The sequence below is a fragment of the Luteolibacter sp. SL250 genome (genome assembly GCF_026625605.1).
GTDB lineage: Bacteria > Verrucomicrobiota > Verrucomicrobiia > Verrucomicrobiales > Akkermansiaceae > Luteolibacter.
On sequence record NZ_CP113054.1, the window covers coordinates 203,801 to 226,514 of the forward strand.

The 22,714-nt window shown below is 62.7% G+C and carries 22 protein-coding genes; 16 read left to right on the forward strand and 6 right to left on the reverse strand.

Annotated features, from left to right (window positions below; translation table 11 throughout):
* Window positions 1-5 precede the first annotated feature (5 nt).
* Together OVA24_RS00965 and OVA24_RS00970 are read left to right on the forward strand one after the other, a co-directional pair.
* On the forward strand, window positions 6-356 hold the full coding sequence (locus tag OVA24_RS00965) for a hypothetical protein (RefSeq protein ID WP_267672588.1): 351 nt from the start codon (window positions 6-8) through the stop codon (window positions 354-356).
* A gap of 10 nt (window positions 357-366) precedes the next feature.
* A complete protein-coding gene (locus OVA24_RS00970) occupies window positions 367-1,587 on the forward strand; it encodes a bifunctional folylpolyglutamate synthase/dihydrofolate synthase (RefSeq protein ID WP_267672590.1) in 1,221 nt (406 codons plus the stop codon).
* A gap of 281 nt (window positions 1,588-1,868) precedes the next feature.
* Here OVA24_RS00970 and recA read toward each other — a convergent pair whose 3' ends face one another.
* On the reverse strand, window positions 1,869-2,912 hold the full coding sequence (recA, locus tag OVA24_RS00975) for a recombinase RecA (RefSeq protein WP_267672592.1): 1,044 nt from the start codon (window positions 2,910-2,912) through the stop codon (window positions 1,869-1,871).
* Window positions 2,913-3,123: 211 nt separating this feature from the next.
* On the opposite strand from recA, the gene OVA24_RS00980 reads away from it, so the two are divergent.
* Complete coding sequence (locus OVA24_RS00980; RefSeq protein WP_267672595.1) at window positions 3,124-3,855, forward strand: TPM domain-containing protein; 732 nt, start codon at window positions 3,124-3,126, stop codon at window positions 3,853-3,855.
* Here the strand turns inward: OVA24_RS00980 and OVA24_RS00985 are convergent.
* Window positions 3,818-4,378 carry a DUF2062 domain-containing protein gene (locus OVA24_RS00985; RefSeq protein WP_267672597.1) on the reverse strand — a complete coding sequence of 187 codons (561 nt, stop codon included), beginning with the start codon at window positions 4,376-4,378 and terminating at the stop codon, window positions 3,818-3,820. The genes OVA24_RS00980 and OVA24_RS00985 overlap by 38 nt on opposite strands.
* A 101-nt stretch (window positions 4,379-4,479) precedes the next feature.
* Here OVA24_RS00985 and OVA24_RS00990 point away from each other — a divergent pair, with 101 nt between their 5' ends.
* Window positions 4,480-5,367: an undecaprenyl-diphosphate phosphatase gene (locus OVA24_RS00990; protein WP_267672599.1), complete on the forward strand. Its 888-nt coding sequence runs from the start codon at window positions 4,480-4,482 to the stop codon at window positions 5,365-5,367.
* A gap of 265 nt (window positions 5,368-5,632) precedes the next feature.
* Complete coding sequence (locus OVA24_RS00995) at window positions 5,633-5,944, forward strand: type II toxin-antitoxin system RelE/ParE family toxin (protein ID WP_267672601.1); 312 nt, start codon at window positions 5,633-5,635, stop codon at window positions 5,942-5,944.
* 170 nt (window positions 5,945-6,114) lie between these two features.
* On the opposite strand, the gene OVA24_RS01000 is transcribed toward OVA24_RS00995, so the two are convergent.
* The 3 genes from OVA24_RS01000 to ileS form a co-directional block, all read right to left on the reverse strand.
* Window positions 6,115-6,846 (reverse strand): PEP-CTERM sorting domain-containing protein, encoded by a 732-nt coding sequence (locus OVA24_RS01000; protein ID WP_267672603.1) that lies wholly within the window; start codon window positions 6,844-6,846, stop codon window positions 6,115-6,117.
* Window positions 6,847-7,090: 244 nt separating this feature from the next.
* Window positions 7,091-7,678: a signal peptidase II gene (locus OVA24_RS01005; RefSeq protein WP_267672605.1), complete on the reverse strand. Its 588-nt coding sequence runs from the start codon at window positions 7,676-7,678 to the stop codon at window positions 7,091-7,093.
* Window positions 7,679-7,691: 13 nt separating this feature from the next.
* A complete protein-coding gene (gene ileS / locus OVA24_RS01010; protein WP_267672607.1) occupies window positions 7,692-10,424 on the reverse strand; it encodes an isoleucine--tRNA ligase in 2,733 nt (910 codons plus the stop codon).
* 130 nt (window positions 10,425-10,554) lie between these two features.
* On the opposite strand from ileS, the gene OVA24_RS01015 reads away from it, so the two are divergent.
* From OVA24_RS01015 to OVA24_RS01065, 11 genes are all read left to right on the forward strand, one after another.
* Window positions 10,555-11,274 carry a zf-TFIIB domain-containing protein gene (locus OVA24_RS01015; protein ID WP_267672609.1) on the forward strand — a complete coding sequence of 240 codons (720 nt, stop codon included), beginning with the start codon at window positions 10,555-10,557 and terminating at the stop codon, window positions 11,272-11,274.
* A gap of 193 nt (window positions 11,275-11,467) precedes the next feature.
* The gene (locus OVA24_RS01020; protein ID WP_267672612.1) at window positions 11,468-11,839 is read left to right on the forward strand and encodes a Fur family transcriptional regulator; all 372 of its coding nucleotides are present in this window, start codon (window positions 11,468-11,470) and stop codon (window positions 11,837-11,839) included.
* Window positions 11,840-11,855: 16 nt separating this feature from the next.
* Window positions 11,856-12,608, forward strand: coding sequence for a Fe-S cluster assembly ATPase SufC (gene sufC / locus OVA24_RS01025; protein WP_267672614.1), 753 nt, complete (start codon window positions 11,856-11,858; stop codon window positions 12,606-12,608).
* Between the two features lie 20 nt (window positions 12,609-12,628).
* On the forward strand, window positions 12,629-14,065 hold the full coding sequence (gene sufB / locus OVA24_RS01030) for a Fe-S cluster assembly protein SufB (RefSeq protein ID WP_267672616.1): 1,437 nt from the start codon (window positions 12,629-12,631) through the stop codon (window positions 14,063-14,065).
* A gap of 60 nt (window positions 14,066-14,125) precedes the next feature.
* Window positions 14,126-15,412, forward strand: coding sequence for a SufB/SufD family protein (locus OVA24_RS01035; RefSeq protein ID WP_267672618.1), 1,287 nt, complete (start codon window positions 14,126-14,128; stop codon window positions 15,410-15,412).
* 205 nt (window positions 15,413-15,617) lie between these two features.
* Window positions 15,618-16,589, forward strand: coding sequence for a helix-turn-helix transcriptional regulator (locus OVA24_RS01040; RefSeq protein WP_267672620.1), 972 nt, complete (start codon window positions 15,618-15,620; stop codon window positions 16,587-16,589).
* A gap of 89 nt (window positions 16,590-16,678) precedes the next feature.
* Entirely contained in the window at window positions 16,679-17,773 is a 1,095-nt protein-coding gene (locus OVA24_RS01045) for a hypothetical protein (RefSeq protein WP_267672622.1), read from the forward strand.
* Between the two features lie 125 nt (window positions 17,774-17,898).
* The gene (locus tag OVA24_RS01050; protein ID WP_267672624.1) at window positions 17,899-18,267 is read left to right on the forward strand and encodes a VOC family protein; all 369 of its coding nucleotides are present in this window, start codon (window positions 17,899-17,901) and stop codon (window positions 18,265-18,267) included.
* A 113-nt stretch (window positions 18,268-18,380) separates the two neighbouring features.
* Complete coding sequence (locus OVA24_RS01055; RefSeq protein ID WP_267672626.1) at window positions 18,381-18,635, forward strand: phosphopantetheine-binding protein; 255 nt, start codon at window positions 18,381-18,383, stop codon at window positions 18,633-18,635.
* Window positions 18,632-19,957 (forward strand): non-ribosomal peptide synthetase family protein, encoded by a 1,326-nt coding sequence (locus OVA24_RS01060; RefSeq protein WP_267672628.1) that lies wholly within the window; start codon window positions 18,632-18,634, stop codon window positions 19,955-19,957. The genes OVA24_RS01055 and OVA24_RS01060 overlap by 4 nt, the downstream gene beginning before the upstream one ends.
* A complete protein-coding gene (locus OVA24_RS01065; RefSeq protein WP_267672630.1) occupies window positions 19,954-21,366 on the forward strand; it encodes a class I adenylate-forming enzyme family protein in 1,413 nt (470 codons plus the stop codon). The genes OVA24_RS01060 and OVA24_RS01065 overlap by 4 nt, the downstream gene beginning before the upstream one ends.
* A gap of 49 nt (window positions 21,367-21,415) precedes the next feature.
* On the opposite strand, the gene OVA24_RS01070 is transcribed toward OVA24_RS01065, so the two are convergent.
* Window positions 21,416-22,513 carry a sugar kinase gene (locus OVA24_RS01070; RefSeq protein ID WP_267672632.1) on the reverse strand — a complete coding sequence of 366 codons (1,098 nt, stop codon included), beginning with the start codon at window positions 22,511-22,513 and terminating at the stop codon, window positions 21,416-21,418.
* Window positions 22,514-22,714 lie beyond the last annotated feature (201 nt).

Genomic DNA, 22,714 nt, shown 5'->3' on the forward strand with positions numbered 1-22,714 from the left:
ACTGAATGAGAAGGACGGCGCAGTCGGTTTTTCTGGGACTGGTGCTGCCGTCCTCCATCCATTTCTACCTGATTCTCGGGCTCTTCGCTGCCGGAGGCGGGAAGTTCCCGCTGACCCCGGATGGCTGGGAGGCCATGGTCGATTTCGGGACCTCCCTGCTGCTGCTGATCGCGCCTGTGACCCTGGCGTTGATGGTCCTCTGCTTCATCTTCGGGATCCTGCATCTGTTCGCCGTGCTGCGTGTGGCCTCGGAGTTCCGGACCGCTCGCAGCCAGTTTCTCATCGGAATTCTGAATCCATCTTTCGGAATCCTCGCATCCATCCTTTTCATCATCTGCTGCCATCTGATTCCCTGACCGCGACCTGATGAACTACGTCGAATCGATCGCCTGGCTCTTCTCGACCCAGATGTTCGGCATCAAGCTGGGGCTGGAAGGCCCGCGCCGCCTGCTGAAGGAATACCTGGCCCACCCGGCCCACGGAGTGACGGTCATCCACGTGGCAGGCACCAACGGCAAGGGCAGCACCTGCGCGATGATCGACAGCATCGCCCGCTCCAGCGGGAAGCGGACCGGCCTGTTCACCTCCCCGCATCTCATCGACTACCGGGAGCGGATCAAAGTGTCCGGCGTGGACATCCCGGAAGAGGCGTGCGCGGACATGCTGACCGAACTGCGCGGCCTCTGCGAACGCCTGGAAACGCACCCGACCTTTTTCGAGATCACGCTCGCGCTGGCGATGCGCTGGTTCCGGGAGCGGGAGTGCGAGGTGATCATCCTGGAAACGGGCATGGGCGGACGGCTCGATGCGACCACCGCCGTTCAGGCGGACATCGCCGTCATCACCCCCATCGGCCTCGACCACACGCAATGGCTGGGCGATACGCTGGAACTGGTAGCGGCGGAGAAGGCGGGCATTTTCGTCCCCGGCAAGCCCGCCGTTTCATCCCCGCAGGATCCCGCCGCCCGCCGCGTGCTGGAGGTGGAGGCGAACGAATCCCGCAGCCCGCTGGAGTTCGTGACCGAGCCGCTGCTCGGCTACGGCGTCGCCCTGCCGGGAGAGCACCAGAAATGGAACGCCGCACTGGCCGTCGCCGCCCTTTTCAAATGCGGCCTGCCCCTGAATTCCGACATCATCCGCCATGGCCTCGCCAGCGTCCGCTGGCCCGGACGCTTCGAGCGGTTCGAAGTCGATGGCCGGGCCGTCATCCTCGACGGCGCGCACAATCCCCACGCCGCCAGGGTGCTGGTGGAAACGTGGGATGCGGAGTTTCCGGACCAGAAAGCGGCACTCGTTTTCAGCGCGGTTTCCTCAAAGGACATCGCGGGCATCCTGGCCCCCATCGCACCCCTCGCTTCGGAAATCTTCATCTGCCCGGTCGATACCCCGCGCGCCACCCCCGTGGAGGAAATCGCCGCAGCCCTGCCAGAAGGCGCTTCTCCGCACCGTCTGTTCCCGGATTTCCCGAGCGCCTTCGCTGCCGCAAAGGAAAGCGGGCCGACAGTGCTCGTCGCCGGTTCCCTCTTCCTCGTCGGGGATGCCCGCGCCGTCCTGACCGGAGGCACGTTCCAGGGTTGCACGCAGTGAGTCTCCTGAAAATCTCCTGAGATTCCGGCCTATCCTCGGCTCAGGCCGAAATCCATCCACTATCGCCCCAATGATTCTCTGATTTCCTCCCAAGAACAGCCCATGGACGGATTTTCATCCAATTCCCTGGACCGGCGGACCGCTTCAGCAATTCCAGTATGGTTCCCTGGCTGACGCCAATCCTTACCGCTTGGAGAGCGTGCCGATCATCACCAAAACAAAACCGGGAGGCAGGCCCGCAGGCCCCCTCCCGTCCGGGAACGCGAACTCCTCGGAAATCCTTACCTCTTCTTCCGCGTTTCGAGGCCTTCCTTCACCTTCTCCTCAATGTCGGCATAGATGGCGGCATCCGACTTGAGGAGTTCTTTGGCGGCGTCCCGGCCCTGGGCGAGCTGGGTGCCGTTGTAGCTGAACCAGGAACCGCGCTTCTGGACGATGTCCATCTCCAGCGCGAGGTCGAGCAGGGAGCCAGTGGAGGAAATGCCCTCGTTGTACATGATGTCGAACTCGGCCTCGGTGAAGGGCGGGGCGACCTTGTTTTTGACGACCTTGATCTTGGTCCGGCTGCCGGTCACGGTGCCATCGGTGGCCTTGATCTGGGCGATGCGGCGGATGTCGATCCGGACGGAGGCGAAGAACTTGAGCGCACGGCCGCCGGGCGTGGTCTCCGGGTTGCCGAACATGACGCCGATCTTCTCGCGGATCTGGTTGGTGAAGATGCAGACGGTCTTTGCCTTGGAAATGAGGGCAGTGAGTTTCCGCATGGCGGCGCTCATCAGGCGGGCTTGGGCACCCACCGTGGAATCGCCGATCTCGCCGTCGAGTTCCTGCTTCGTCACCAAGGCGGCGACGGAGTCGAGGACGATGACGTCGATGGCATTCGAGCGGACGAGGGCCTCGCAGATCTGGAGGGCTTCCTCACCGGAAGATGGCTGGGAAACGAGGAGGTCATCCAGGTTCACGCCCAGCTTCTTGGCATACTGCGGATCAAGGGCGTGCTCGACGTCGATGAAGGCGGCCAGACCACCCTTTTTCTGGGCCTGGGCGATGGCGGTGAGGGTCAGGGTCGTCTTACCGGAGGACTCCGGGCCGAACACTTCGATGATCCGGCCACGAGGGAAGCCACCGACGCCCAGCGCACGGTCGATCAGCAGGTTGCCGGTGGGGATGACATCCACATCCACGCGGTGCTCATCACCCATGCGCATGATGGCCGCTTCGCCGAACTCCTTCTGGATGTTGGAGATCGCCAGATCCAGGTTGCGTTTGCGGGCTTCGGCGAGTTTGTCGGAAACGGAGTCGTCTGGAGTGATGCGTGCGGCCATATGGGAGTGTGGTGAGTTGGAATACCGATGACCGGTCTAGGTGTTCACCGCAAGCAAAAAGATGTTCACGCGAACAAAAATGATAATTCGCCATAAAAATGCGGAATGAAGTCTCCCGCTTGAGCGCGGGCTTGCCAAATGGCCGGGTCCGGAGGAATGATCGGACCACGTGAACACTTGGCGGCGGTGGCTTCTATTGATCGGGTTCTGGATGGGATCGTTGCTCTGCGGAGCCGGCCAGACATTCACCATGCCCGGCGGCGAGGACACGGTGGGCCCTCCGCCCGCGGATGGGCTGGTGGATCATGCGGGGTTGGGACACCGGAATCCGGCACTGGTGGCGAAGCTGAGGGAAGGCATCCGGCAACTGCGGGATGACCATGGATTCCAACTTTATATCCTGCTGGAGTCCGTCCTCGTGTCCGGGGATCCCCAGTTGCTGGCCAGCCGCCTGAGGAGGAGCTGGATCCCGAAAGGGGACGGGATGGTGCTGGTGTTCGAAATGGACACGCGCAGCCTCGGCATCGGCCAGAGTTTCGAACAGGAGGCGGATCCCACGAAAGCACCCGCCGGGCAGGTTCCGTCGTATGAGACGAACCTGATCCTGGAAAAGGCCAAGACGAATGTGAATGCGGCTTCCGCGGAGCTGATGCTGGATACTTTCGCATCCCAGGTGGTGGACGGCTACAACGGGTATTTCCTCCGCAAGAACCAGCCGGTGTCCCGGGACCGGTCGGTCAAAATGGGCCTCATCATCGTGGGCGGCGCCGCCGCGCTGGCGCTGCTCGGACTCATGGCGGCATTGCTGGTGCACCGCTCCGACAGCCGCGGGGGCGGGAGATGCTTTTATTTCCCTGACGTCCAGGCTTCCGAGCGGCTGGGCGCGCCTTACGGCGGCGGGGAGGTCAGTTCCCGCCGGTTTGGGACGGGCGGGCGATCCTGACCGGCTTGTGGCGCAGCGCCGGCAGATGGTGCGGCATGAGCGCGGAGAACAGATGGACGAGCGGGTAGGAGATCAACGAGAGGATCACGCCGGAAGCGATGACTCCCAGGATGATGGTGGCGGCGCTCACAAGCCCCACACCGGGGACCTTGAAGTGGCCGGGAATGATATCGTCCGGCAGCGGGAGCAAATGGTACAACCAGGAGCCGAGCTTCACCTGGGCGGCCCAGATGGGCAGATTGGTGAACGGATTGCTCACAAAGCAGGCCGCCATCGCAAAGGGGACGTTCGCCTTCGCCCGCATGGCGATGATCGCCGAGAGGATCGCCTGCGGGATCATCGGGATCATCGAGAAGAAAAGTCCGATGGCCAGGCCGTTGGCCACGGTGTCCCGGCACGGCACCCACAGTTCCCGGGCGAAGAGCGGCTTCGTCATGCTCCGCCACCACGGACGGTGGCGCAGCTTCCTGTGCCGCAACGCGCGGAAGGCGCTGCGGACCAGTTTCAGATAGCGTTTCTTCATCGGTGAGGGAGCGGGCGCGGGAAGGTTCGTCGGGTTCGCCTTTGAATCAACCGCAAATGCCTTGCCGGGGGTGTTTTCTGCCCGCAGGTTCGGCGCGGCTTATGGAACCTTGGCAAGCTTTCGTCCTCGGCGTGATCGAAGGGATCACGGAATACCTCCCGATCAGTTCAACGGGGCATTTGTTGCTGGCGCAGCATTTCATGGGGATCGGGACGGCGGGGGCGATGGACAAGGCGGCGGCGGACGCGTTCGCCATCTGCATCCAGGGCGGTGCGATCCTGGCGGTGCTGGGCCTCTACTTCAAAAGAACGCTGCAGATGGCCATGGGCTTTCTCGGAAAAGACCCCGAGGGCCTCCGGCTGGCGTTCAACATCCTGGCAGGCTTCCTCCCCGCCGCCGTGCTGGGCATGCTGTTCAACGACTGGATCGAGGAAAAACTCTTCTCCCCCTGGCCGATCACCGCGGCACTCTTCGTCGGTGGCGTGGCGATCCTGCTGGTATCCTTCCGCAACCGGAAGGAAGCCGTGGGCAAGGGCAGGGAGCTGCTGGACCTGACGTGGAAGATGGCACTGGTCATCGGCCTACTGCAGTGCGTGGCGATGTGGCCGGGAACGAGCCGCAGCCTCATGACCATCGTCGGCGGCCTGCTGGTGGGCCTGTCCCTGCGCGCGGCGGTGGAGTATTCCTTCCTGTTGGGCGTGCTGACCCTGACGGCGGCCACCGTGAAAAAGGCCATCTGGCCGGTCTCCGGCGAGGGCATCCCCGCGCAATATGACACGCTTTTCGGTGGCTCCATGCTGATGCACAGCCAATATGGCACGCTGGCGCTGGTGATCGGCATCGTCTCCGCGGCGGTCGCCGCAGCCCTGGCCGTGAAATGGCTGGTCAGCTACTTGCAGAAGCACGGCCTGGCGGTCTTCGGCTGGTACCGCATCGCACTCGGCATCGTCGTCGGCGCATTGTTCGCGACCGGGCTGCTGGCGGTTTGATGGCGGGGAGGAATTTCCCTGACTTGTGCCCCGCAAAGGATTAGGGTGACGACATGAGCTTGGCCCAAGTGCTTGAAGAACTTCCGACCCTCACCGTTGCGGAAAGGCAGATGTTGGTTCTCCGCGCGATGGAGTTGGATGATTCCGGCCTTGCTCCGGAGGATGAGCGGTTGGTGCTCTCCAGACTGGAGGATCACCGGCGCGATCCTTCTTCGGCGATCCCGTTTGAGCAAATGAAGTCGTTGCTCCGGGAGGAATTCAAGCGATGAGCTGGATGGTGGAATTCCGTCCGGAGGTTCGGAGGGACGTCACCCAGGCGGCTCACTGGTATGAGTCGAGGGAGCCCGGGCTTGGCAACGACTTTATCGAAGAAATCTTCAAAGTTTGGGATGACATCTGCGAGTTTCCGCTGATTGGCGGGAAACGTCATTCAACCTTGGATCTGCGATGGCGTTATCCCGCGAGATTCCCTTACCGCGTTATTTACACGGTGGATGAAGCAGCACGGGCGATTCTCGTCATCGCCGTGCTACATGCCGCACGGCACGATGATGGTTGGAGAAAACGGATTCGCTGAACACCTGTTTTCAGCTCAACCCTCCTCCGCCTTCGCTTTCTTTTTCCTACGGGATGCCTGCGAAGAACAGGGTGGAGGCAGTGATGAAAATGCAGGCATCCGCCACGTTGAAGGGATGGCCACCAGTCGCCGCTGGCGGGGGATGCTGATCCAGCGGTGTCCCCGTCCCGTCACCTCTTCCTCCTGCCGCAGATGGCGAGCACCCCCAGCCCCACCAGCACCACGGAGGAAGGCTCCGGCACGGTGTAGTTGATGGTCAGCAGCGGACGGTAGGCCGGCGTGGCGTGATCGTCTGAACCGAACCGGATCAAGGTCGTGCTGCCAGACGCTTCCGAGTCGGGGGCGATGAGGATCATCTGCAGGGGGGCATTCGCGTTCAGCGCGGCCTGGGCGGCCGCGATGAAGCTGGAGGAGGAACCGAATGTATGGGTAGCTCCGTCAACGACCGAACTGACCGTCGTGGTGGCCAAAATCCCGCCATAGTCCCCGCCGGGATTGCTCCACGCGGTCGGGCCGCTGGTTTCCCAGTTGATCCACTTGGCTTGGTTCTCGGAGATGACGTTCGTCAGGCTGCCGTTGGGGGTGATCTGGTGGAGATTGATGGTGCCCACGGCGTTGCCACTCACAGCGGTCACCGTGAGGGAAATGCTGTCGATGGTGGAACCCGAAGGGATGGAACTGAGATCATAGCCGAGCAATCCCCGGATCAGGCCGACGCCGCCGACCTGATTGCCAATGGCCAGAAGCGCCACGTTGCTGGATGAGTCATTGCTCCGGAAATCATAGGAAACATGCTCGTAGAATCCATCGGGGGAGACTCCCTGCTGGAATGACATGGTCGCGGCTGACAACGGCAGTGACAGCGCGGCTGACAATAGAATGAGGAAGAAAGGAGTTTTCATACAAACCGGGAAATTTTGTTTTTCTTTGTTTGTGTGGTTTTTTATTGGAAAAAGCGCATTAATCACGATTCCTTCCAAGCTGTCAAACTCCAAGTCAATCAGTCCGTAGCACGGTATCGCCTCATCGAAACGGGCATGCCCCCCTTGGAAAGGGACCTTCATCAGATGCGCACGAAAGCTCAGGCGGACCGGCCTTTGCAGGCTCAGTCCGACACCACCGTGGGACGAACCTGCCGCCCCATCGTCAGCCCTCCACGGCCTTCTTCCTCTTTTCCTCCCGGATGCCGGCGAAGAACAGGGTGAAAGCGGCGATGAAGATGCAGGAGTCCGCAACGTTGAAGGAGGGCCACCAGCCCTGGCTGGCCGGGACGATCTTTTCGTAGAACGGCAGCTTCACCGAGATGAAATCGACCACGTAGCCCTCGGACAGGCGCTGCCAGAAGGACCCGTTCTTGAACTCCTCCAGCAGGAATCCCTGGACCAGACGGTCGGTCAGATTGCCGAAGATGCCGCAGAGCAGGAGGGCCACCGCGACCTTGGACGCCGCGTTGTCGAAGACACCTTTCTTCCAGAAGATCCGGATCATCGTGAGCGCGATGACGGGCACACAAAGAAAGACGACCGGCGCCCAGGCCGTTCCGTTGCCGAAGCCGAAGGCGACGCCCTGGTTGTGCACCCGCACCCAGTGAAACACGTCCTTGATGACCTCCCACTGGTGGGCGTCGTATGACCACGGGGGCGCGAATTTCGCCACCGTCCAGAACTTCGTGATCTGGTCGATCACGTAGAGCGGGAGGGTGACGAAGAGCAGGAGCTTGGTGAAGAAGGTCATCGTTTCTTTTGGATCACACCACGGCGTCGCAGCGGGAGCAGAGACCGCTTTCCAGCAGTGGTTCATGCTTGCGGCAGCGCGGGCAGAGGCAGAGTTCGGTTTTCGCGGCGGTCGCGGAGAGATGGTCGCTCCATTTCACATCCAGCCCGGCAATGATGAAGAACTCCGTGGCGAAGTCCCGGTCGCTGAGAAGCGAGACCATGCCCTCATCCTCCGCAGGCAGCGTGAGCGTGACATGCGCCTCGTTGTTGCGGGTGAACTCCTTCGCCTGGATCCGGCCCTCGATGGCGGTCTGGATGACGGACTTGATGGCGAACAGGCGCTCCACCGTCTTCGTCGCCTCACCGGGGGCGAAGGCGGGATTGGCGGCGGGGAAGTCCTGCTCATGGATGGTGCCTTCGGTGAAGGTCGCGTGCTCCCACGCCTCGTCCGCCGTGTAGGCGAGGATGGGCGCGAGCAGCTTCGCCAGCACGGTGAACACCTCATGCATCGCCGCCTGGGAGGCGATCCGGCGCGGGGAGTCCGCGGCGTCGCAATACATCCGGTCCTTCAGCGCGTCGATGTAGATAGCGGAAAGGTCGGTGGTGCAGAACTGGTTGAGCGCGTTGAAGACCTTGCGGAATTCGTAGTTCTCGTAGGCCTGGAGGCACTCCGCGGTCACCCCGTGCAGGCGTTCCAGGATCCAGCGGTCCAGCAGCGTGTAGGCCGGTGCCGCCGGGGCGGTCTTCGGATCGAAGCCGTCGAGGTTGCCCAAGAGGATCCGCAGGGTATTGCGGAGGCGGCGGTAGGGTTCCGCCACCTGCTTGAAGAGTTCCTCACCGAACGGCACTTCGTTCTGCCAATCGACGGAGGACACCCACAGCCGGACGATGTCCGCGCCGTATTTGTTGTAGAAGTGGGCGGCGTCGATGGGCTTGCCGGCCTTCTCCGCCTCGGACTTCGAGAGCTTCTTCTTGTCCTTGTCCACGACGAAGCCGTGGGTCATCACGGACTTGTAGGGGGCCACGCCGCGCCAGCCCACGCTCATCATGAGGGAGCTCTGGAACCAGCCGCGGTGCTGATCGGTCGCTTCCAGATAAAGGTCGGCCGGGGCGTGCAGCTCCGGATGGCGTTCCAGCACGGAAACGTGGGAGCAACCGGAGTCGATCCAGACGTCCAGCGTGTCGCGGCAGCGGGTCACGTTGGCGGGCAGGCCGAGCAGGGCGGCCAGCTCCGCATCGGTCTTTTCGAACCAGATGTTGGTGCCTTCCGTTTCGACCAGATCGGCCACCTTGCGGGCGACATCGGCGGAGAGGATCGCCTTGTTGTTCTCGTCGAAGAACACGGGCAGCGGCACACCCCAGGTGCGCTGGCGGGAGATGCACCAATCCGGGCGCGCCTCCACGGTGCCATAGATGCGGTTGCGGCCCCACGCGGGCAGCCACTCCACCTTGTCGATCTCCGTCAGCGCGAGGCCGCGGAGCGTGTCGAGCGAGATGAAGAACTGCTCGACGGCGCGGAAGATGATCGGCGTCTTGGAGCGCCAGCAATACGGGTAGGAGTGCTTGTAGACTTCCCTGCCGAGCAGGACGCCCTTCTCCTCGAGGATCTCGATGATGCGGTCGTTCGATTTGAAGACGTGCTTGCCGACGAGCTCGTCGAGGCCGGCCTCGGCGGTGAAGTTGCCTTCGTTGTCCACCGGGGAAAGCACGGCCAGGCCGTTCTGCTGGCCGGCGACATAGTCATCCGCGCCGTGGCCGGGGGCGATGTGCACCGCACCGGTGCCGGTCTCCGTGGTGACGAAGTTGGCGAGGATGAGCTTCGAGGTCCGGTCCAGGAAAGGATGCTGCGCCAGCAGGCCATCGAACTCGCGGCCGCGGATCTCCTCCAGCGGCTTCGCCAGCTTGAAGCCGGTCTTCTGCTCGAAGGCCTCCACCAGCTCACGGACGATGACGAGGATCTCCTCCCGGCCATCCTTTTCGAAACGCCCGACCACGTAGGTGAACTCCGGATGCACGGCGATGCCGAGGTTCGCCGGAAGCGTCCACGGGGTGGTGGTCCAGATGACGATGGAGGCTCCCTCCAGCGCGCAGACGGACTGCGGCACGTCCTGCAGCGGGAACTTCACGAAGATCGCCGGGCTTTCCTTGTCGTGGTATTCGACTTCGGCCTCGGCCAGCGCGGTCTGCGCCCCGTAGGACCACTGGACCGGCTTCTTCGACTGATAAACGCAGCCGCCCTCCACCAGCTTCGCGAAGACGCGGAGGATGTCCGCCTCATAGGCCGGGGCCATGGTGAGGTAAGGGTTATACCAATCCCCGAACACGCCCAGGCGGCGGAAGGAATTGCGCTGGATGTCGATGAACTTGTTGGCGAACTCGGCGGAACGGCGGCGGATCTCCGCAGGCTCCAGGCCCGCGGCTTCCTTCACCACCTTGAACTCGATGGGCAGGCCGTGGCAGTCCCAGCCGGGGATGAAGGGGGCGGTGTAGCCCGCCATGGTCTTCGATTTCACCACCAGATCCTTGAGCACCTTGTTGAGCGCGGTGCCCATGTGGACGTCGCCATTGGCGAAGGGCGGGCCGTCATGGAGGATGAACTCCGGCGCGTTCTGTTCGCGGCGGCGGCCAATAATCCGTTGGTAGAGTCCGCTCGATTCCCAGCGCTCCAGGCGCTTCGGTTCGTTCTCCACGAGGTCCCCGCGCATCGGAAATGTCGTCTGCGGCAGGGTCAGCGTGTCCTTGTAGTTCTTTGCGGAGTCACTCATGACGGGGCGCGGACGCTAGCAACGCCGGGGGGGAGGGTCAACCATGGGAAATCGGTCGGGATTTCCCGATGGAAACACCGCCTCCGTGTGGAATGGACTCGCGGTGGACGGTTCTATAAATACGGCGTCCATGAAATGCCACAGTTGCGGTGGTGCCCTGAAAGGCCCGATGAACTTCTGCCCCTACTGCGGGGTGCGGCAGGACATCGACCTGCGGCAAATGCATTTCCGGGACCTGAGCGTGCCGGACACCGCACTGCCGTGCCCGTCCTGCACGAAGCTCCTGCACGTCATCGAGGTGGCGAGCTCACCGCCGATGAAGGTGGAACGCTGCGGGGAATGCTTCGGCATGTTCTTCAATCCGGGCGAGCTGGAGGCGGTGCTGCACCAGCAGACAGAGGCCTCCGTGCGGTTCGACTCCCTGATGCTCGACCAAGTGGCGGCGGACTACGGCTTCCAACACGAAGTGATCTACCGGAAATGCCCGATGTGCGCGGAGCGGATGAGCCACCTGAACTTCGGCGGCCGCAGCGGCGTGATCCTGGACCGCTGCGGCACCCACGGCCTGTGGCTAGAAGGCGGGGAACTGCGCCGCCTCGCGGAATGGTGGCGCGCCGGAGGAAAACTCATTCACCAGCAGGAAGAAGCGAAACGGATCGGACGGTTGTTCGCGCCGCCACCCCGCAAAGCAAACCCGACGGGCGGTAGCATCGAATTCCCGGAAAAGCGGGAGGAGTGGACGTGGGGCAAGCCCGCGGACACCGTCCTGGACACCTTCACCGGCCTGGACATTGCATTTGAGGTAATCCGGGTCATCGGAAAGGTCGCCGCGACGGTCATCAAAAGCTGATTTCACCGCTCCTTGCCCGGGAGATTGGGCGCGGAATCATCCGACACCTGATTACTTAGATTATCCTAAATAAATAATTAGAATTATTCTTGATATCGGTTGCCCGTGGGAGGACGTTCCCGCCGCGATGGCCAGCGACCACTCATCCAACCCAGCGGACTCCGGTCTCCCCGAGGAGATTTCCGGGCTCCGGATGACGCGCCAGCGGCAGGAAGTCTACCGGATCCTGATGCAGGAACCGGACCATCCGACGGCAAACGACGTGTTCATGCGGGTGAAGGACCGCCTGCCGAACATCTCGCTGGCGACCGTCTACAACTGCCTCGAAGCGCTTGTCCAACACAACATCATCCGGCAGGTGAACTTCGAGCGCGGCCCGTCGCGCTACTGTTCCAACCTGCAGGAACACGGCCATTTCCACGATTCCGTGACCGGATCGATCCTCGACGTGCATTTCAAGCCAGGGGTGAACCCCGCCGACTTCCTCGACCTGCCGCCCGGTGCGCTGGTCGATGAGATCGAGATCACCGTCAGCGGGAAAATCGCCGCCCAACCAAACGCCTGAACCTCTCCCACCACACATGAGCCTCCACATCCAAGACCTGCACGCCACGCTCGAAGACGGCACCGAAATCCTCAAGGGCGTCACCCTCGAAATTCCGAAAGGTGAAGTCCATGCCATCATGGGACCGAACGGATCGGGCAAATCCACGCTCTCCAAGGTGATCGCCGGCCATGAGGGCTACGTCGTCACCTCCGGTTCCGTGACCCTCGACGGTGAGGAGATCCTGGAGAAGCCGATCGACGAGCGTTCCCGCGACGGGATCTTCCTCGCCTTCCAGTATCCTTCCGAAGTCCCCGGCGTCTCCAACGCCAACTTCATCCGCGCCGCGTTGCAGGCCCGCCTGCCGAAGGGCGAGGAACTGGACGCCGTGGCCTACTACAAGCACCTCTACTCCAAGATGGACCTGCTGGAGATGGACCGGAAATTCACCGCCCGCGCCGTGAACGAAGGCTTCTCCGGTGGTGAGAAGAAGCGCAACGAGATCCTCCAGCTCATCATGCTGGACCCGAAATACGCGATCCTCGATGAGACGGATTCCGGCCTCGACATCGACGCCCTCAAGATCGTCGCCAAGGGCGTGAACTCCATGCGCTCCCCTGACCGCGGCTTCCTCCTCATCACCCACTACCAGCGCCTGCTCGATTACATCAAGCCGGACTACGTCCACGTGATGGCCGAAGGCCGCATCGTCCGCTCCGGCGGTCCCGAACTGGCGCTCGAGCTTGAGAAAGACGGCTACGAATTCCTCAAGGAACCTGCCCTCGCCTAATTCCCTTTTCCCTGAAAATCATGTCCTACGAAGACTCAGCCGTTCTCGATTCGGAAACCCGCGACGCGATCGACATCGACCGCACGAAGGGCGACTTCACGTTCCCGGAGCGCAACAAGTTCGACGCGGGCCGCGGCCTGACGGAGAAGACGGTGGACTACATCTGCGATGTGAAGGGAGATCCGCAGTGGCTGCGCGACTTCCGCCACCGCGCGCTGAAGGTTTTCAATGACAAGCCGATGCCCACCAACTGGGCGACGAAGGATCTGGAGAACATCGATTTCGATGTCATCCGCTACTACCTCTCCGACGGTGAGAAGCCGAAGCGTTCCTGGGATGAGGTCCCGCCGGACGTTCTCGAAACCTTCGAGCGTCTCGGCATCCCGCAGCAGGAGCGCGCGTTCCTCGCCGGTGTGGAGGCCCAGTTCGACTCCGAGGCCGCCTACTCCAACGTGAAGGAGGAGCTGACCAAGCAGGGCGTCATCTTCGTGAACTCCACCGAAGGCCTCCACAAGTATGAGGAGATCTTCCGCCCCTACTTCGGCAAGGTCATCCCGACCGGTGACAACAAGTTCTCCGCGCTCAACAGCGCCGTGTTCTCCGGAGGATCCTTCATCTACATCCCGAAGGGTGTGAAGCTGAAGCAACCGCTGCAGGCCTACTTCCGCATCAACTCGGAAAACTTCGGCCAGTTCGAGCGCACGCTCATCATCGCGGACGAAGGCGCCGAGGTGATGTACATGGAAGGCTGCACCGCACCGAAGTTCGAAACCTCCACGCTGCACTCCGCGGTGGTGGAGCTGGTGGCTCTGAAGGGCGCGAAGATCCAGTACGTGACCGTCCAGAACTGGTCGTCCAACGTGTTCAACCTGGTGACCAAGCGCGGTCTGGCCATGGAGGACGCGGAGATCCGCTGGATCGACTGCAACATCGGCTCCCGCCTGACGATGAAGTATCCCGGCGTGGTGATGAAGGGCAAAGGCGCGCGCGGCGAGGTGATCTCCATCGCGCTGGCGAACAACGGCCAGCACCAGGACACCGGCGCGAAGATGATCCACGCGGCGGACTACACGACGTCCAACGTGGTTTCCAAGTCGATCTCCGTCGGCGAGGGCCGCTCCACCTACCGGGGCCAGGTCCACATCCCGAAGCATCTCAAGGGCTGCAAGAACAACACCGAGTGCGACGCGCTGCTCATCAATACCAACAGCCGCACGGACACCTACCCGGCCATCACGGTGAAGGGCAACAAGCACTCCACCCAGCACGAGGCGTCCGTTTCTCAGGTTTCCGAAGACATGCTGTTCTACCTCATGCAGCGCGGTCTCAACGAAGGCCAGGCGATGTCGCTGGCGGTGAACGGTTTCATCAACGACCTCGTCCGCGAGTTCCCGATGGAATACTCCGTCGAGCTCAAGCGCCTCATCGATCTCGAGATGGAAGGCTCCGTCGGCTGATCCCGCACCCGCCGATCCATGATTTCCGTCACTCCGCCTGATTTCCTCAGCTCTCCCGAAATGTCCACTACGCTCGCTCCGGCGCCACAGACTTCCGCCTCATTCCCCGCATGGTTCGCCGACCGCCAGAAGGCGGCCTGGGAACGCTACCTCGCCACCCCAGCGCCAAAGCGCGGTGACGAGCCATGGCGTTTTGCGAACCTCAAACAGCTCGACTTCACCGGCTTCGAACGCGCCGGAAAGGTGGAGTCCGCGGCGCTGGTGGCGAAATCCACCGGCCTGGAAGCCCCGGCGGCGAAGCTGGTATTTGTGAATGATGAGCTGGTCAGCTCCGCGTCCGCCGGTCTGCCGGAAGGCGTCGTCTGCCTTTCCCTCGCCGAGGCGCTCGTCTCGCATGGCGAACTGGTGCAGGAACATTTCATGAAGCAGGAAACGCGTCTGGGCTCCGCCAAGTTCGCCGCCTTGCACGAGGCGTCCCTGACCAACGGCCTGTTCGTCCACGTGCCGGACAATGTCGAGGTGGCCGGCACCATCGAGGTGCACCACTGGATTTCCGGAAAGAACGTCATCGCCTTCCCACACACGCTGATCGCCACCGGCAAGCACGCCAAGGTGCGCGTGGTGGACATGTTCCGCTCCGCGGATGATGCGGAGCCGGGCGTGGTTATCGCTTTCAACGACCTGCGCACCTCCGCCGGATCGAAGCTCGACTACATCGCCCTGCAGGCGCTCAACGAGCAGACCCGCATGATCCAGATCAACGAGACCGGCACGTCGAAGGACGCATCGACCATCGGCCTGATCGTGAACACCGGCGCGTCGTGGGTGCGGAACGAATCGCTCTCCCGCCTGGAAGGGCCGGGCGCACGGTCCGAAATGCTCTCCGTCTCGATCCCTTCCCACGAACAGGAATACGACCAGCGCACGTTCCAGCACCACGCCTCGGACCACGCCTACTCGGACCTGCTCTACAAGAACTCCCTCTACGACCGCACCCGCACGGTGTTCTCCGGCCTCATCTTCGTCGATGAGGGCGCGCACTACACGGACGCCTACCAGACCTGCCGCAACCTGCTCATGAGCGACGATGCGGAAGCCAACTCCATGCCCGGCCTGGAAATCAACGCGGATCAGGTGAAGTGCTCCCACGGCAGCACCTCCGCCCAGATCAGCGATGAGGAGATCTTCTACCTCCGCGCCCGCGGCATCGACCCGGTGACCGCCCGCCAGCTCATCGCCCGCGGCTTCTCCGTCGAGGTGGTGGAACGCCTGAAGGACGACGCGACGGAAGAACTGGTACTGCGCTTCATCGACGACAAGTTCGCGAAGATCGCCGCGGCGGTCTGAGGGATCATCTTCCGTAGCGAAGGTCGTGAGACCTTCGGCGGGGTGCACTTCCTTCCAACGGAAGCAGCAGGAATCCATCGGCGAGCCTGAGCTTTTCCGTAGTGGACGTCTTCCCAGCCGAACTTCTCACGAAGTTCGCTACCCCGGGGAAGTTCACTACCCCGCGATTGTTGCGCGGTTCCGTGTCTGTTATAGAACGGACACGATGAACCGCATCGACCGTCTCACCGGGATGATCCTCCTGCTGCAGAGCCACCGTGTGATCACGGCGGAGAAGATCGCGGCGCACTTCGAGATCAGCGTGCGGACGGTCTACCGGGATCTGCAGGCGCTGGGCGAGGCGGGCGTACCGATCATCGGCGAGGCGGGCATGGGCTACTCGCTCATGCGTGGCTACCACGTGCCGCCGGTGATGTTCACGGAAAACGAGGCGGCAGCCCTTTTCCTCAGCGGGGAGGTCACGGAGCAGATCGCGGATGAATCGCTGCGCGAGGCGCTGCGGGATGCCCTTTTGAAAATACGGGCGGTGCTGCCTGCGGAAAAGCGGGACTACCTGAACCGGCTTTCCCGGTCCGTCCGGGTATGGCTGCCGGTTCCTTCTTCGGGAGATGAGGAGCGCCAGTCACTGATGCCGCTGCAGCAGGCGGTGGTGCGGAAGCAGTGCGTGGCGCTGACGTACGATGCGGGCAGGCGCGGTCTGGTCACGGACCGGCTGGTGGAACCGCTGGGGGTGGTGTTCTACGGCCGACAGTGGCATCTCATCGCCCACTGCCAGCTCCGGGGGGCGGTGCGGGACTTCCGGCTGGACCGCATGGACCGCTGGCAGGTGCTGGAAGAGCGTTTCCACGGCCATGATGACTTTTCGATGAAGGACTTTCTCGCGGAGCAGATCCGCGCGCACGAGATCATCCCCATGGCCATCCGCTTCCGGCAGGAGGTGATGGAACGCGTGCGGACGGAGTGCTACTCCGCCTCCCTCACGGAGTGTCCGCTGGGCGATGGCTGGGTGAGGGTGGAGGGACTGACCTCCTGCACGAAGTGGATGGCGTCCTGGGTGATGGGCTTCGGCCTGGATGCGGAGGTGGAGGAACCGGCGGAACTGCGGGAGGAAATCCGCTCGCTGGTGGGGCAAATGGCGGGGAGATACCGGCTTTCGGAAATTTTTTCACCCTGCTGACCCTTGGCAGGGACATGGTTCCTCACCTGGAGATTCTGGTCATTGCCATGGCCTTGCCGACAGGCTAGTCATGGTGGCCTGATAACATCATGCTATCCATTTTCAAACGACGCGCTCCGGAAAATCGGGAAAACACGTTCAACGACAGAGTCCGCCGGTTCTGGAATTGGTTCCAGCAGGTGGCTCCGGAATTCAGACAAGCGATCGACGATGGCCGCTGTGGCGATCTCACGGACGTCACCAGCCAAAAGGTCCATGAGCTTTTTCCGGGGTTTGCATGGGTCTATGGCCCGGGTGAACATGGAGGGCATTCTTTCACTCTGAGCGGAGAGGGAGTCGAGAGCCGTCAACTGCTCGCACTACATTGGTTGTCTTTGGCACCACGCATCGAGGGGTGGACTTTCCATGCTTCGAGGCAACCAGGAAATCCAGAGGGCTATTTTGAAATCGGGGGGACGAAGTTCGAGGCCAAAGGCATGTGGGTGACTCCCGTGATTGATGAGGAGGATGAACGCATTGACCTGACGATCTGGCATCCTGAGTGGCCTCGCATCGAAGAGCGGCAACGGTGGACGGTGGTGTTTTTGTTTCTGGACGAAGCTCTCGGCGAATATGGTACGAAGTGGTGGATCGGGCAGATCCGTTTTGGGGATGACAGGCTGGCGGAATCATTTCCTCTTTCGGAGCTGCCTGAATACGTCTCTGGAATTTCGGCAGCCAAAGGCTGGAAAAAGTATCCGCCCGGTGAGGCTCATAATCTTTTTCGGATCAGTCCCGGGGAAAGATCATTTCCACGAGGGGACCTGATGACATTGAGTACGGCTGTCCCGCATCTGTTCTATGATTATCAGAAGGCGGAGGGCCAGCTTGATGATCCGTTCGAGGGAGTAGGGGCTGATTACATTTATGTCCGTATCCCCAATGGATTTCTGGAATCAGGGAGGGAAGTCGAACAGAGAGCGGAGTTGGAGGATGTTCTGGATGAAGCCTTGCGGAAGCATGCTGCCGGGAGGCTTGTCGGCGGGGGTATGGGGAACCGGAATTGCTACGTGGATCTGCTGATCTATGATGGGAAGAAGAGTCTCGATCTGGTTGTTGGGGCACTGGGTGCATACCGGCTGCCCAAGGGAGCCACCATCGAGTATTTCGCGAAAGAAAAAGTAGGGAGGGTGATGCGGCTTTAGGAACGGCCTGAGGATTTCGGCGGAAATTTTTTCAACCTGCTGACATAGGGTTGTCAGTGGCGGGTGGTTGGATGGCTGCGTGTCCGGGATGACTCCGGACGTTCCAACCCCAACTACCCGAAAAGATGAAAAACAACGCAGTGAACTGGTTTGAGATCATGGTGGCCGACTTCGATCGTGCGAAGGCCTTCTACGAAACGATCCTCGGCGCGCCGATGGAGGTGACCGATTGCGGGTGCAAGATGGCGCTTTTCCCCGCCGAGTATGACAAGGGCGTGGGCGGCTGCATCACCCTCATGGATGGCTGCAAGCCCGGCGAGGGTGGCACGCTGGTCTATCTGAACGCGGGAGGTGATCTCGACGGTGTTCTCTCCCGGATCCCCGGCGCGGGCGGAGAAGTCATCAAGCCGCGAACCGCCATCCCGCCCCACGGCTTCATGGGCTTGTTCAAGGACACCGAAGGGAACGTCGTGGGCCTGCACTCCATGGTGTGAGGCGGAAAATCCACGGGGCCCGGGTGGCGGACTTCCGCCCGGGCAGGATCCATCGCGGCCATTCCGGCTTGCGGTGGATGGCCGGGTTTTCTAGCCTCCGCATTGACCAGCCAATGCCCAGCGCCTCCACTCCCACACCCGACCGGATCCGCGATCTGATCGACGGCCAGTTGATCGAGCTATCCCCCGGATTCGGCGCTGAGGATGATTTGTTCGAGGCGGGGTTGGATTCGATGGCCATCATGCAACTGCTGCTCCTGATCGAGGAGAACTTCGGCGTGGAGATTCCCATGGGGGAGGTCACGCGGGATAACTTCCACACCACCACGGCGATCTCGGGGCTGGTGACCGGAAAACAGACGGCGTGAGCGCGGCAATGGGGGACAAGCTGGTCAAAGTCGGCGAGACCGACGCCTACGTGCTGGCGACGGAGAGCCGGATGGGCCGCCGGCAGGGCCGCCACGTGAGTTGCACCGTACTGGAACTTTCCGCCGTGCCGGACTTCACCCGGCTGCGGACGGCGCTGGAGGAGACGATGCGGCGTCATCCCATCCTGGGGTCCGCTGTCAGCCGCCCGCTGCCATCCCTGCACGCCTGGTATGTCCGCTCGAAGCATGCCGCGGACACCATTCCCCTCCACCTCCACGAAGGCGGTTCCGCCGCCGCGTTGCTGGACCACCTCCTCAATGACGCCGGTCCGGAACTGGAAAAGCCACGCCGCTGCCATGTGCGGATGGACGCGGTGATCCACGCCGGCGGCACCTGCGACCTGATCCTGACCTGGCGGCACATCGTTCTGGATGGCGTGGGGGCGGAGTGGCTGGTCCGTGAGATCGCCGCGCTGTGGAAGGACCCGTCGGCGGAGTCCGTCGCCCCCGGTTTCTCCCATCCCACCGGATCGAAAAGGGACAGCCTCCACGAACGCTGGCAGGCGACGAAGCCGATGCTGGACCACCTGATGGGGCTGCTCAAAACCGGCATCCGCTCCCTGACACCACCGGGTTCGAAGGTTGGCAGGCTCAGGTTTTCCCGGCACGTCCTGACCGAGGAGGAATCCGCGGGGGTGAAGCAACGGGCCGCCACCATTGGCGGGCCGCTGGTGCAGACGCATTTCTACCTGGCCGCCGCCATCCTGGCCCACCACGCCGTCTGGCGGGGGTTCCGCGGCGGACTGCCGGAGCAGGATGTGGTCGCCCTGCCCCTGCAGGACCGGCCGCGCGGCAAGCCCGGCCCCATCTTCCGCAATAATGTTTCCGTGATGTTCCTTCACACGAGGCAGGACGAGGCCGGTGACATCGCCACGCTGACCACCGCGCTCATCCGCAGGCAGCAGGAAGCCATGCGTGCGAAGCTGGCGGACTCCTTCGCGGAAATGCAGCGGTGGATGATGATCCTGCCCTCCCCGGTGTACGCGAAGTTCCTGGACATGCAGATGAAGGGCCAGACCACCTCCTTCCACCACAGCCACACCGGGCTGTTCGCGGGCGGGCTGGAATCATTCTGCGGGGCCGCCATCACCAACGCATGGCATGCCCCCGGATTCTACGGACCACCTGGCACCGGAGTCTTCGTGGGAGAACACCGCGGCCGCATGGCCATCACCACCTCCTGGCGCGACGGGGTGCTCACCACGGAGGAAGCATCCGCGCTCCAGGCCGCTTTCATTTCATCCCTCACCGGCAGACCATGAACATCACCGATGAAATCTTCCGCCGCTGCGACCCCACCGCCACCGCCCTAGTGGAGGACGGGATCCGGGTCACCTATGGCGAATTGCGGACCCTCATGGAGCAGGCCGCCGCATCACTGGAGCGGTCGCCGTTGTTTCCGCGCCACGCGCGGGTGGCCATCAGCATCCCGAATGGGATCGACCACATCGTCTGGTCCCTGGCCGTGCTGAAGGCGGGTGGCACGCTGGTGCCGGTACCGGGGGAACTGGCGATGCCGGAGCGCGCGAAGCTCATCGCCACCACCGCCGTCCACTGCCTCATTTCCACCGCAGGCCAACCATGGACCGGCCCGTCTGGAGCCAGTGAGGAGATCGGCGGGGCCACCCTCCACGGGGATTTCGGCCACGTGCCGCCGTTCGATGAAACCACCCTCAATGCGCTCAATCCCGCGCTGATCCGCTTCAGCTCCGGCACCACCGGCCGCAGCAAGGGCGTGGTTCTTTCCCATGAAACGCTGCTGGCACGGGTCACCGCCTGCAACAGTGGTCTCGGCATCGGACCGGCGGACCGGGTGCTGTGGATCCTGCCGATGGCGCACCATTTCGCCGTCTCCATCGTCCTCTACCTGCTCCACGGCGCGACCACCCTGCTGGCGAAGTCCCACCTGGGTGAGGACCTGATGGATGAGCTGGAGAAAACACCGGCCACCGTCCTCTATGCGGCTCCGTTCCACCACGGGCTGCTCGCCTCCTGCCCGAACGCCCGCCCCCTCCCCCACCTGCGGCTGGCCGTGTCCACCGCCGCCGCCCTGCCCGCCAACGTGGCGGAGAAGTGGCTCGCCAGGTTCGGCATGCCGCTCACCCAGGGGCTGGGTATCATCGAAGGTGGCCTGCCATTGCTCAACCTACACCATGCGGCGGACAAGCCGACGTCCGTCGGCCAACCACAGGCCGGGTTCCGCATCCGCATCCGTGATGCCGATGAGAACGGCATCGGCGAGCTGCTGCTGGAGGGCCCGGGTTTCTTCGATGCCTACCTCGATCCCTGGCAACCGCGCGACACGGTGCTCGAGGACGGCTGGCTCGCCACCGGGGATCTCGCCTCCATCGACGGCGACGGCTGCGTTACCCTCGCCGGACGCCTGAAATCCGTCATCAACGTGGCCGGACTGAAATGCTTTCCGGAGGAAATCGAAGCCGTGCTCAACGATCAGCCCGACGTGCTGGAGTGCCGCGTGTATGCCCACCCGCATCCGGATACCGGCTCCATCCCGGCGGCGGAGATCGTCCTGCGGGATCCCTCCAATCCGCCGAAAAACCTCAGGCTCATCACCCACTGCCGCGAGCGTCTGGCCGCCTACAAGGTGCCGCTGAAGTTCACCTTCGTGGAGAAACTCCAGCGCACCGCCTCCGGCAAGATCCAGAGGTAAAAAAGACGCCATCGCCCGCAGGCCATGGCGTCTCAAAGCGTATGCCGTATCAACGGACGACGCGCGCGCCGCCACCGCTGATCTGCTTCTCCACTTCCTTGCGGGTGGCCATGGAGGTGTCACCCGGAGTCGTGGAGGCGAGGGCGCCGTGGGCAGCGCCGTATTCGACGGCCTTCTGCGGGTCGTTGAACTCCAGGAAGCCGAACTGCACGCCGGAGGCGAAGCTGTCGCCGCCGCCCACGCGGTCGAGGATCTCCAGCTTGTCGTAGTTCCGGCTCTCGTGGAACTTGCCGTCGTGCCAGAGGATCGCCGACCAGTCGTTGACGGTCGCGGTGTGGACGGTGCGCAGCGTGGTGGCCGCCACCTTGAAGTTCGTGAATTCCTTCACCGCGGTCTCGATCATCTTCTTGAACGCGTCCGTCTCGATGGAGGAAATGTTGTGGTCCACACCTTCTACCTCGAAGCCGAGGGAGGCGGTGAAGTCTTCCTCGTTGCCGATCATCACATCGACATACTTCGCGATCTCCCGGTTGACCTCCTGGGCCTTCTGCAGGCCGCCGATGGTCTTCCAAAGGGACGGGCGGTAGTTGAGGTCGTAGGAAACGATGGTGCCGTATTTGTTGGCGGCCTTCACGGCCTCCACGGTGAGGGCGGCGGTCGTCTCGGAAAGGGCGGCGAAGATCCCGCCGGTGTGGAACCAGCGGACGCCCAGCTTGCCGAAGATGTGGTCCCAGTCGATGTCACCCGGCTTGAGCTGGGACGCGGCGGTGTTGCCACGGTCCGGATTTCCCACCGCGCCGCGGACGCCGAAGCCCCGCTCCGTGAAGTTCAGGCCGTTGCGGACCTTGCGCCCGATGCCGTCGTCCTCGCGCCACTGGATGAAATCCGTGGCCACGCCACCCTGCATGATGAAGTCCTCGATGAGGTGGCCGACCTCGTTGTCAACGAAGGCGGTCACCACGGCGGTCTTGTAGCCGAAGCATTTCCGCAGGCCGCGGGATGTGTTGTATTCCCCACCGCCCTCCCAGGCGGCGAAGTTGCGGGCGGTCCGAATGCGGCCTTCGCCCGGATCCAGGCGCAGCATCACTTCTCCCAGCGAGATTTGGTCAAAGGCACATTCGGACTTCGGTTTGATGGTCAGTGGCATGGTCGTTGAGTTTGGAGAATCGCGGAACGCGCCGGAACCCGATCCGGCGGGGCTGCGATGTTGAAAAGTTCCGTGCAATTTTGCAATGGCCACCTGTCGGAAAAAATATCCGGTCCGGAAATTGGAGGTAACCTCCGCTGAAGACCTGCCCAACCGGAGCCATGGGAGATCCGTGGGTGCTCCCAGCCGTAATGGCGCAGC

Coding starts and splice junctions, on each gene's coding strand:
- OVA24_RS00990 (WP_267672599.1), top strand. CDS start 4,480: ATGGAACCTTGGCAAGCTTTCGTCCTCGGCGTGATCGAAGGGATCACG.
- OVA24_RS01065 (WP_267672630.1), top strand. CDS start 19,954: ATGAACATCACCGATGAAATCTTCCGCCGCTGCGACCCCACCGCCACC.
- OVA24_RS01040 (WP_267672620.1), top strand. CDS start 15,618: ATGAACCGCATCGACCGTCTCACCGGGATGATCCTCCTGCTGCAGAGC.
- OVA24_RS01055 (WP_267672626.1), top strand. CDS start 18,381: ATGCCCAGCGCCTCCACTCCCACACCCGACCGGATCCGCGATCTGATC.
- OVA24_RS00980 (WP_267672595.1), top strand. CDS start 3,124: ATGGGATCGTTGCTCTGCGGAGCCGGCCAGACATTCACCATGCCCGGC.
- recA (WP_267672592.1), bottom strand. CDS start 2,912: ATGGCCGCACGCATCACTCCAGACGACTCCGTTTCCGACAAACTCGCC.
- OVA24_RS01050 (WP_267672624.1), top strand. CDS start 17,899: ATGAAAAACAACGCAGTGAACTGGTTTGAGATCATGGTGGCCGACTTC.
- OVA24_RS00970 (WP_267672590.1), top strand. CDS start 367: ATGAACTACGTCGAATCGATCGCCTGGCTCTTCTCGACCCAGATGTTC.
- OVA24_RS01015 (WP_267672609.1), top strand. CDS start 10,555: ATGAAATGCCACAGTTGCGGTGGTGCCCTGAAAGGCCCGATGAACTTC.
- ileS (WP_267672607.1), bottom strand. CDS start 10,424: ATGAGTGACTCCGCAAAGAACTACAAGGACACGCTGACCCTGCCGCAG.
- sufC (WP_267672614.1), top strand. CDS start 11,856: ATGAGCCTCCACATCCAAGACCTGCACGCCACGCTCGAAGACGGCACC.
- OVA24_RS00995 (WP_267672601.1), top strand. CDS start 5,633: ATGAGCTGGATGGTGGAATTCCGTCCGGAGGTTCGGAGGGACGTCACC.
- OVA24_RS00965 (WP_267672588.1), top strand. CDS start 6: ATGAGAAGGACGGCGCAGTCGGTTTTTCTGGGACTGGTGCTGCCGTCC.
- OVA24_RS01070 (WP_267672632.1), bottom strand. CDS start 22,513: ATGCCACTGACCATCAAACCGAAGTCCGAATGTGCCTTTGACCAAATC.
- OVA24_RS01005 (WP_267672605.1), bottom strand. CDS start 7,678: ATGACCTTCTTCACCAAGCTCCTGCTCTTCGTCACCCTCCCGCTCTAC.
- OVA24_RS01045 (WP_267672622.1), top strand. CDS start 16,679: ATGCTATCCATTTTCAAACGACGCGCTCCGGAAAATCGGGAAAACACG.
- sufB (WP_267672616.1), top strand. CDS start 12,629: ATGTCCTACGAAGACTCAGCCGTTCTCGATTCGGAAACCCGCGACGCG.
- OVA24_RS01035 (WP_267672618.1), top strand. CDS start 14,126: ATGTCCACTACGCTCGCTCCGGCGCCACAGACTTCCGCCTCATTCCCC.
- OVA24_RS01000 (WP_267672603.1), bottom strand. CDS start 6,846: ATGAAAACTCCTTTCTTCCTCATTCTATTGTCAGCCGCGCTGTCACTG.
- OVA24_RS00985 (WP_267672597.1), bottom strand. CDS start 4,378: ATGAAGAAACGCTATCTGAAACTGGTCCGCAGCGCCTTCCGCGCGTTG.
- OVA24_RS01020 (WP_267672612.1), top strand. CDS start 11,468: ATGACGCGCCAGCGGCAGGAAGTCTACCGGATCCTGATGCAGGAACCG.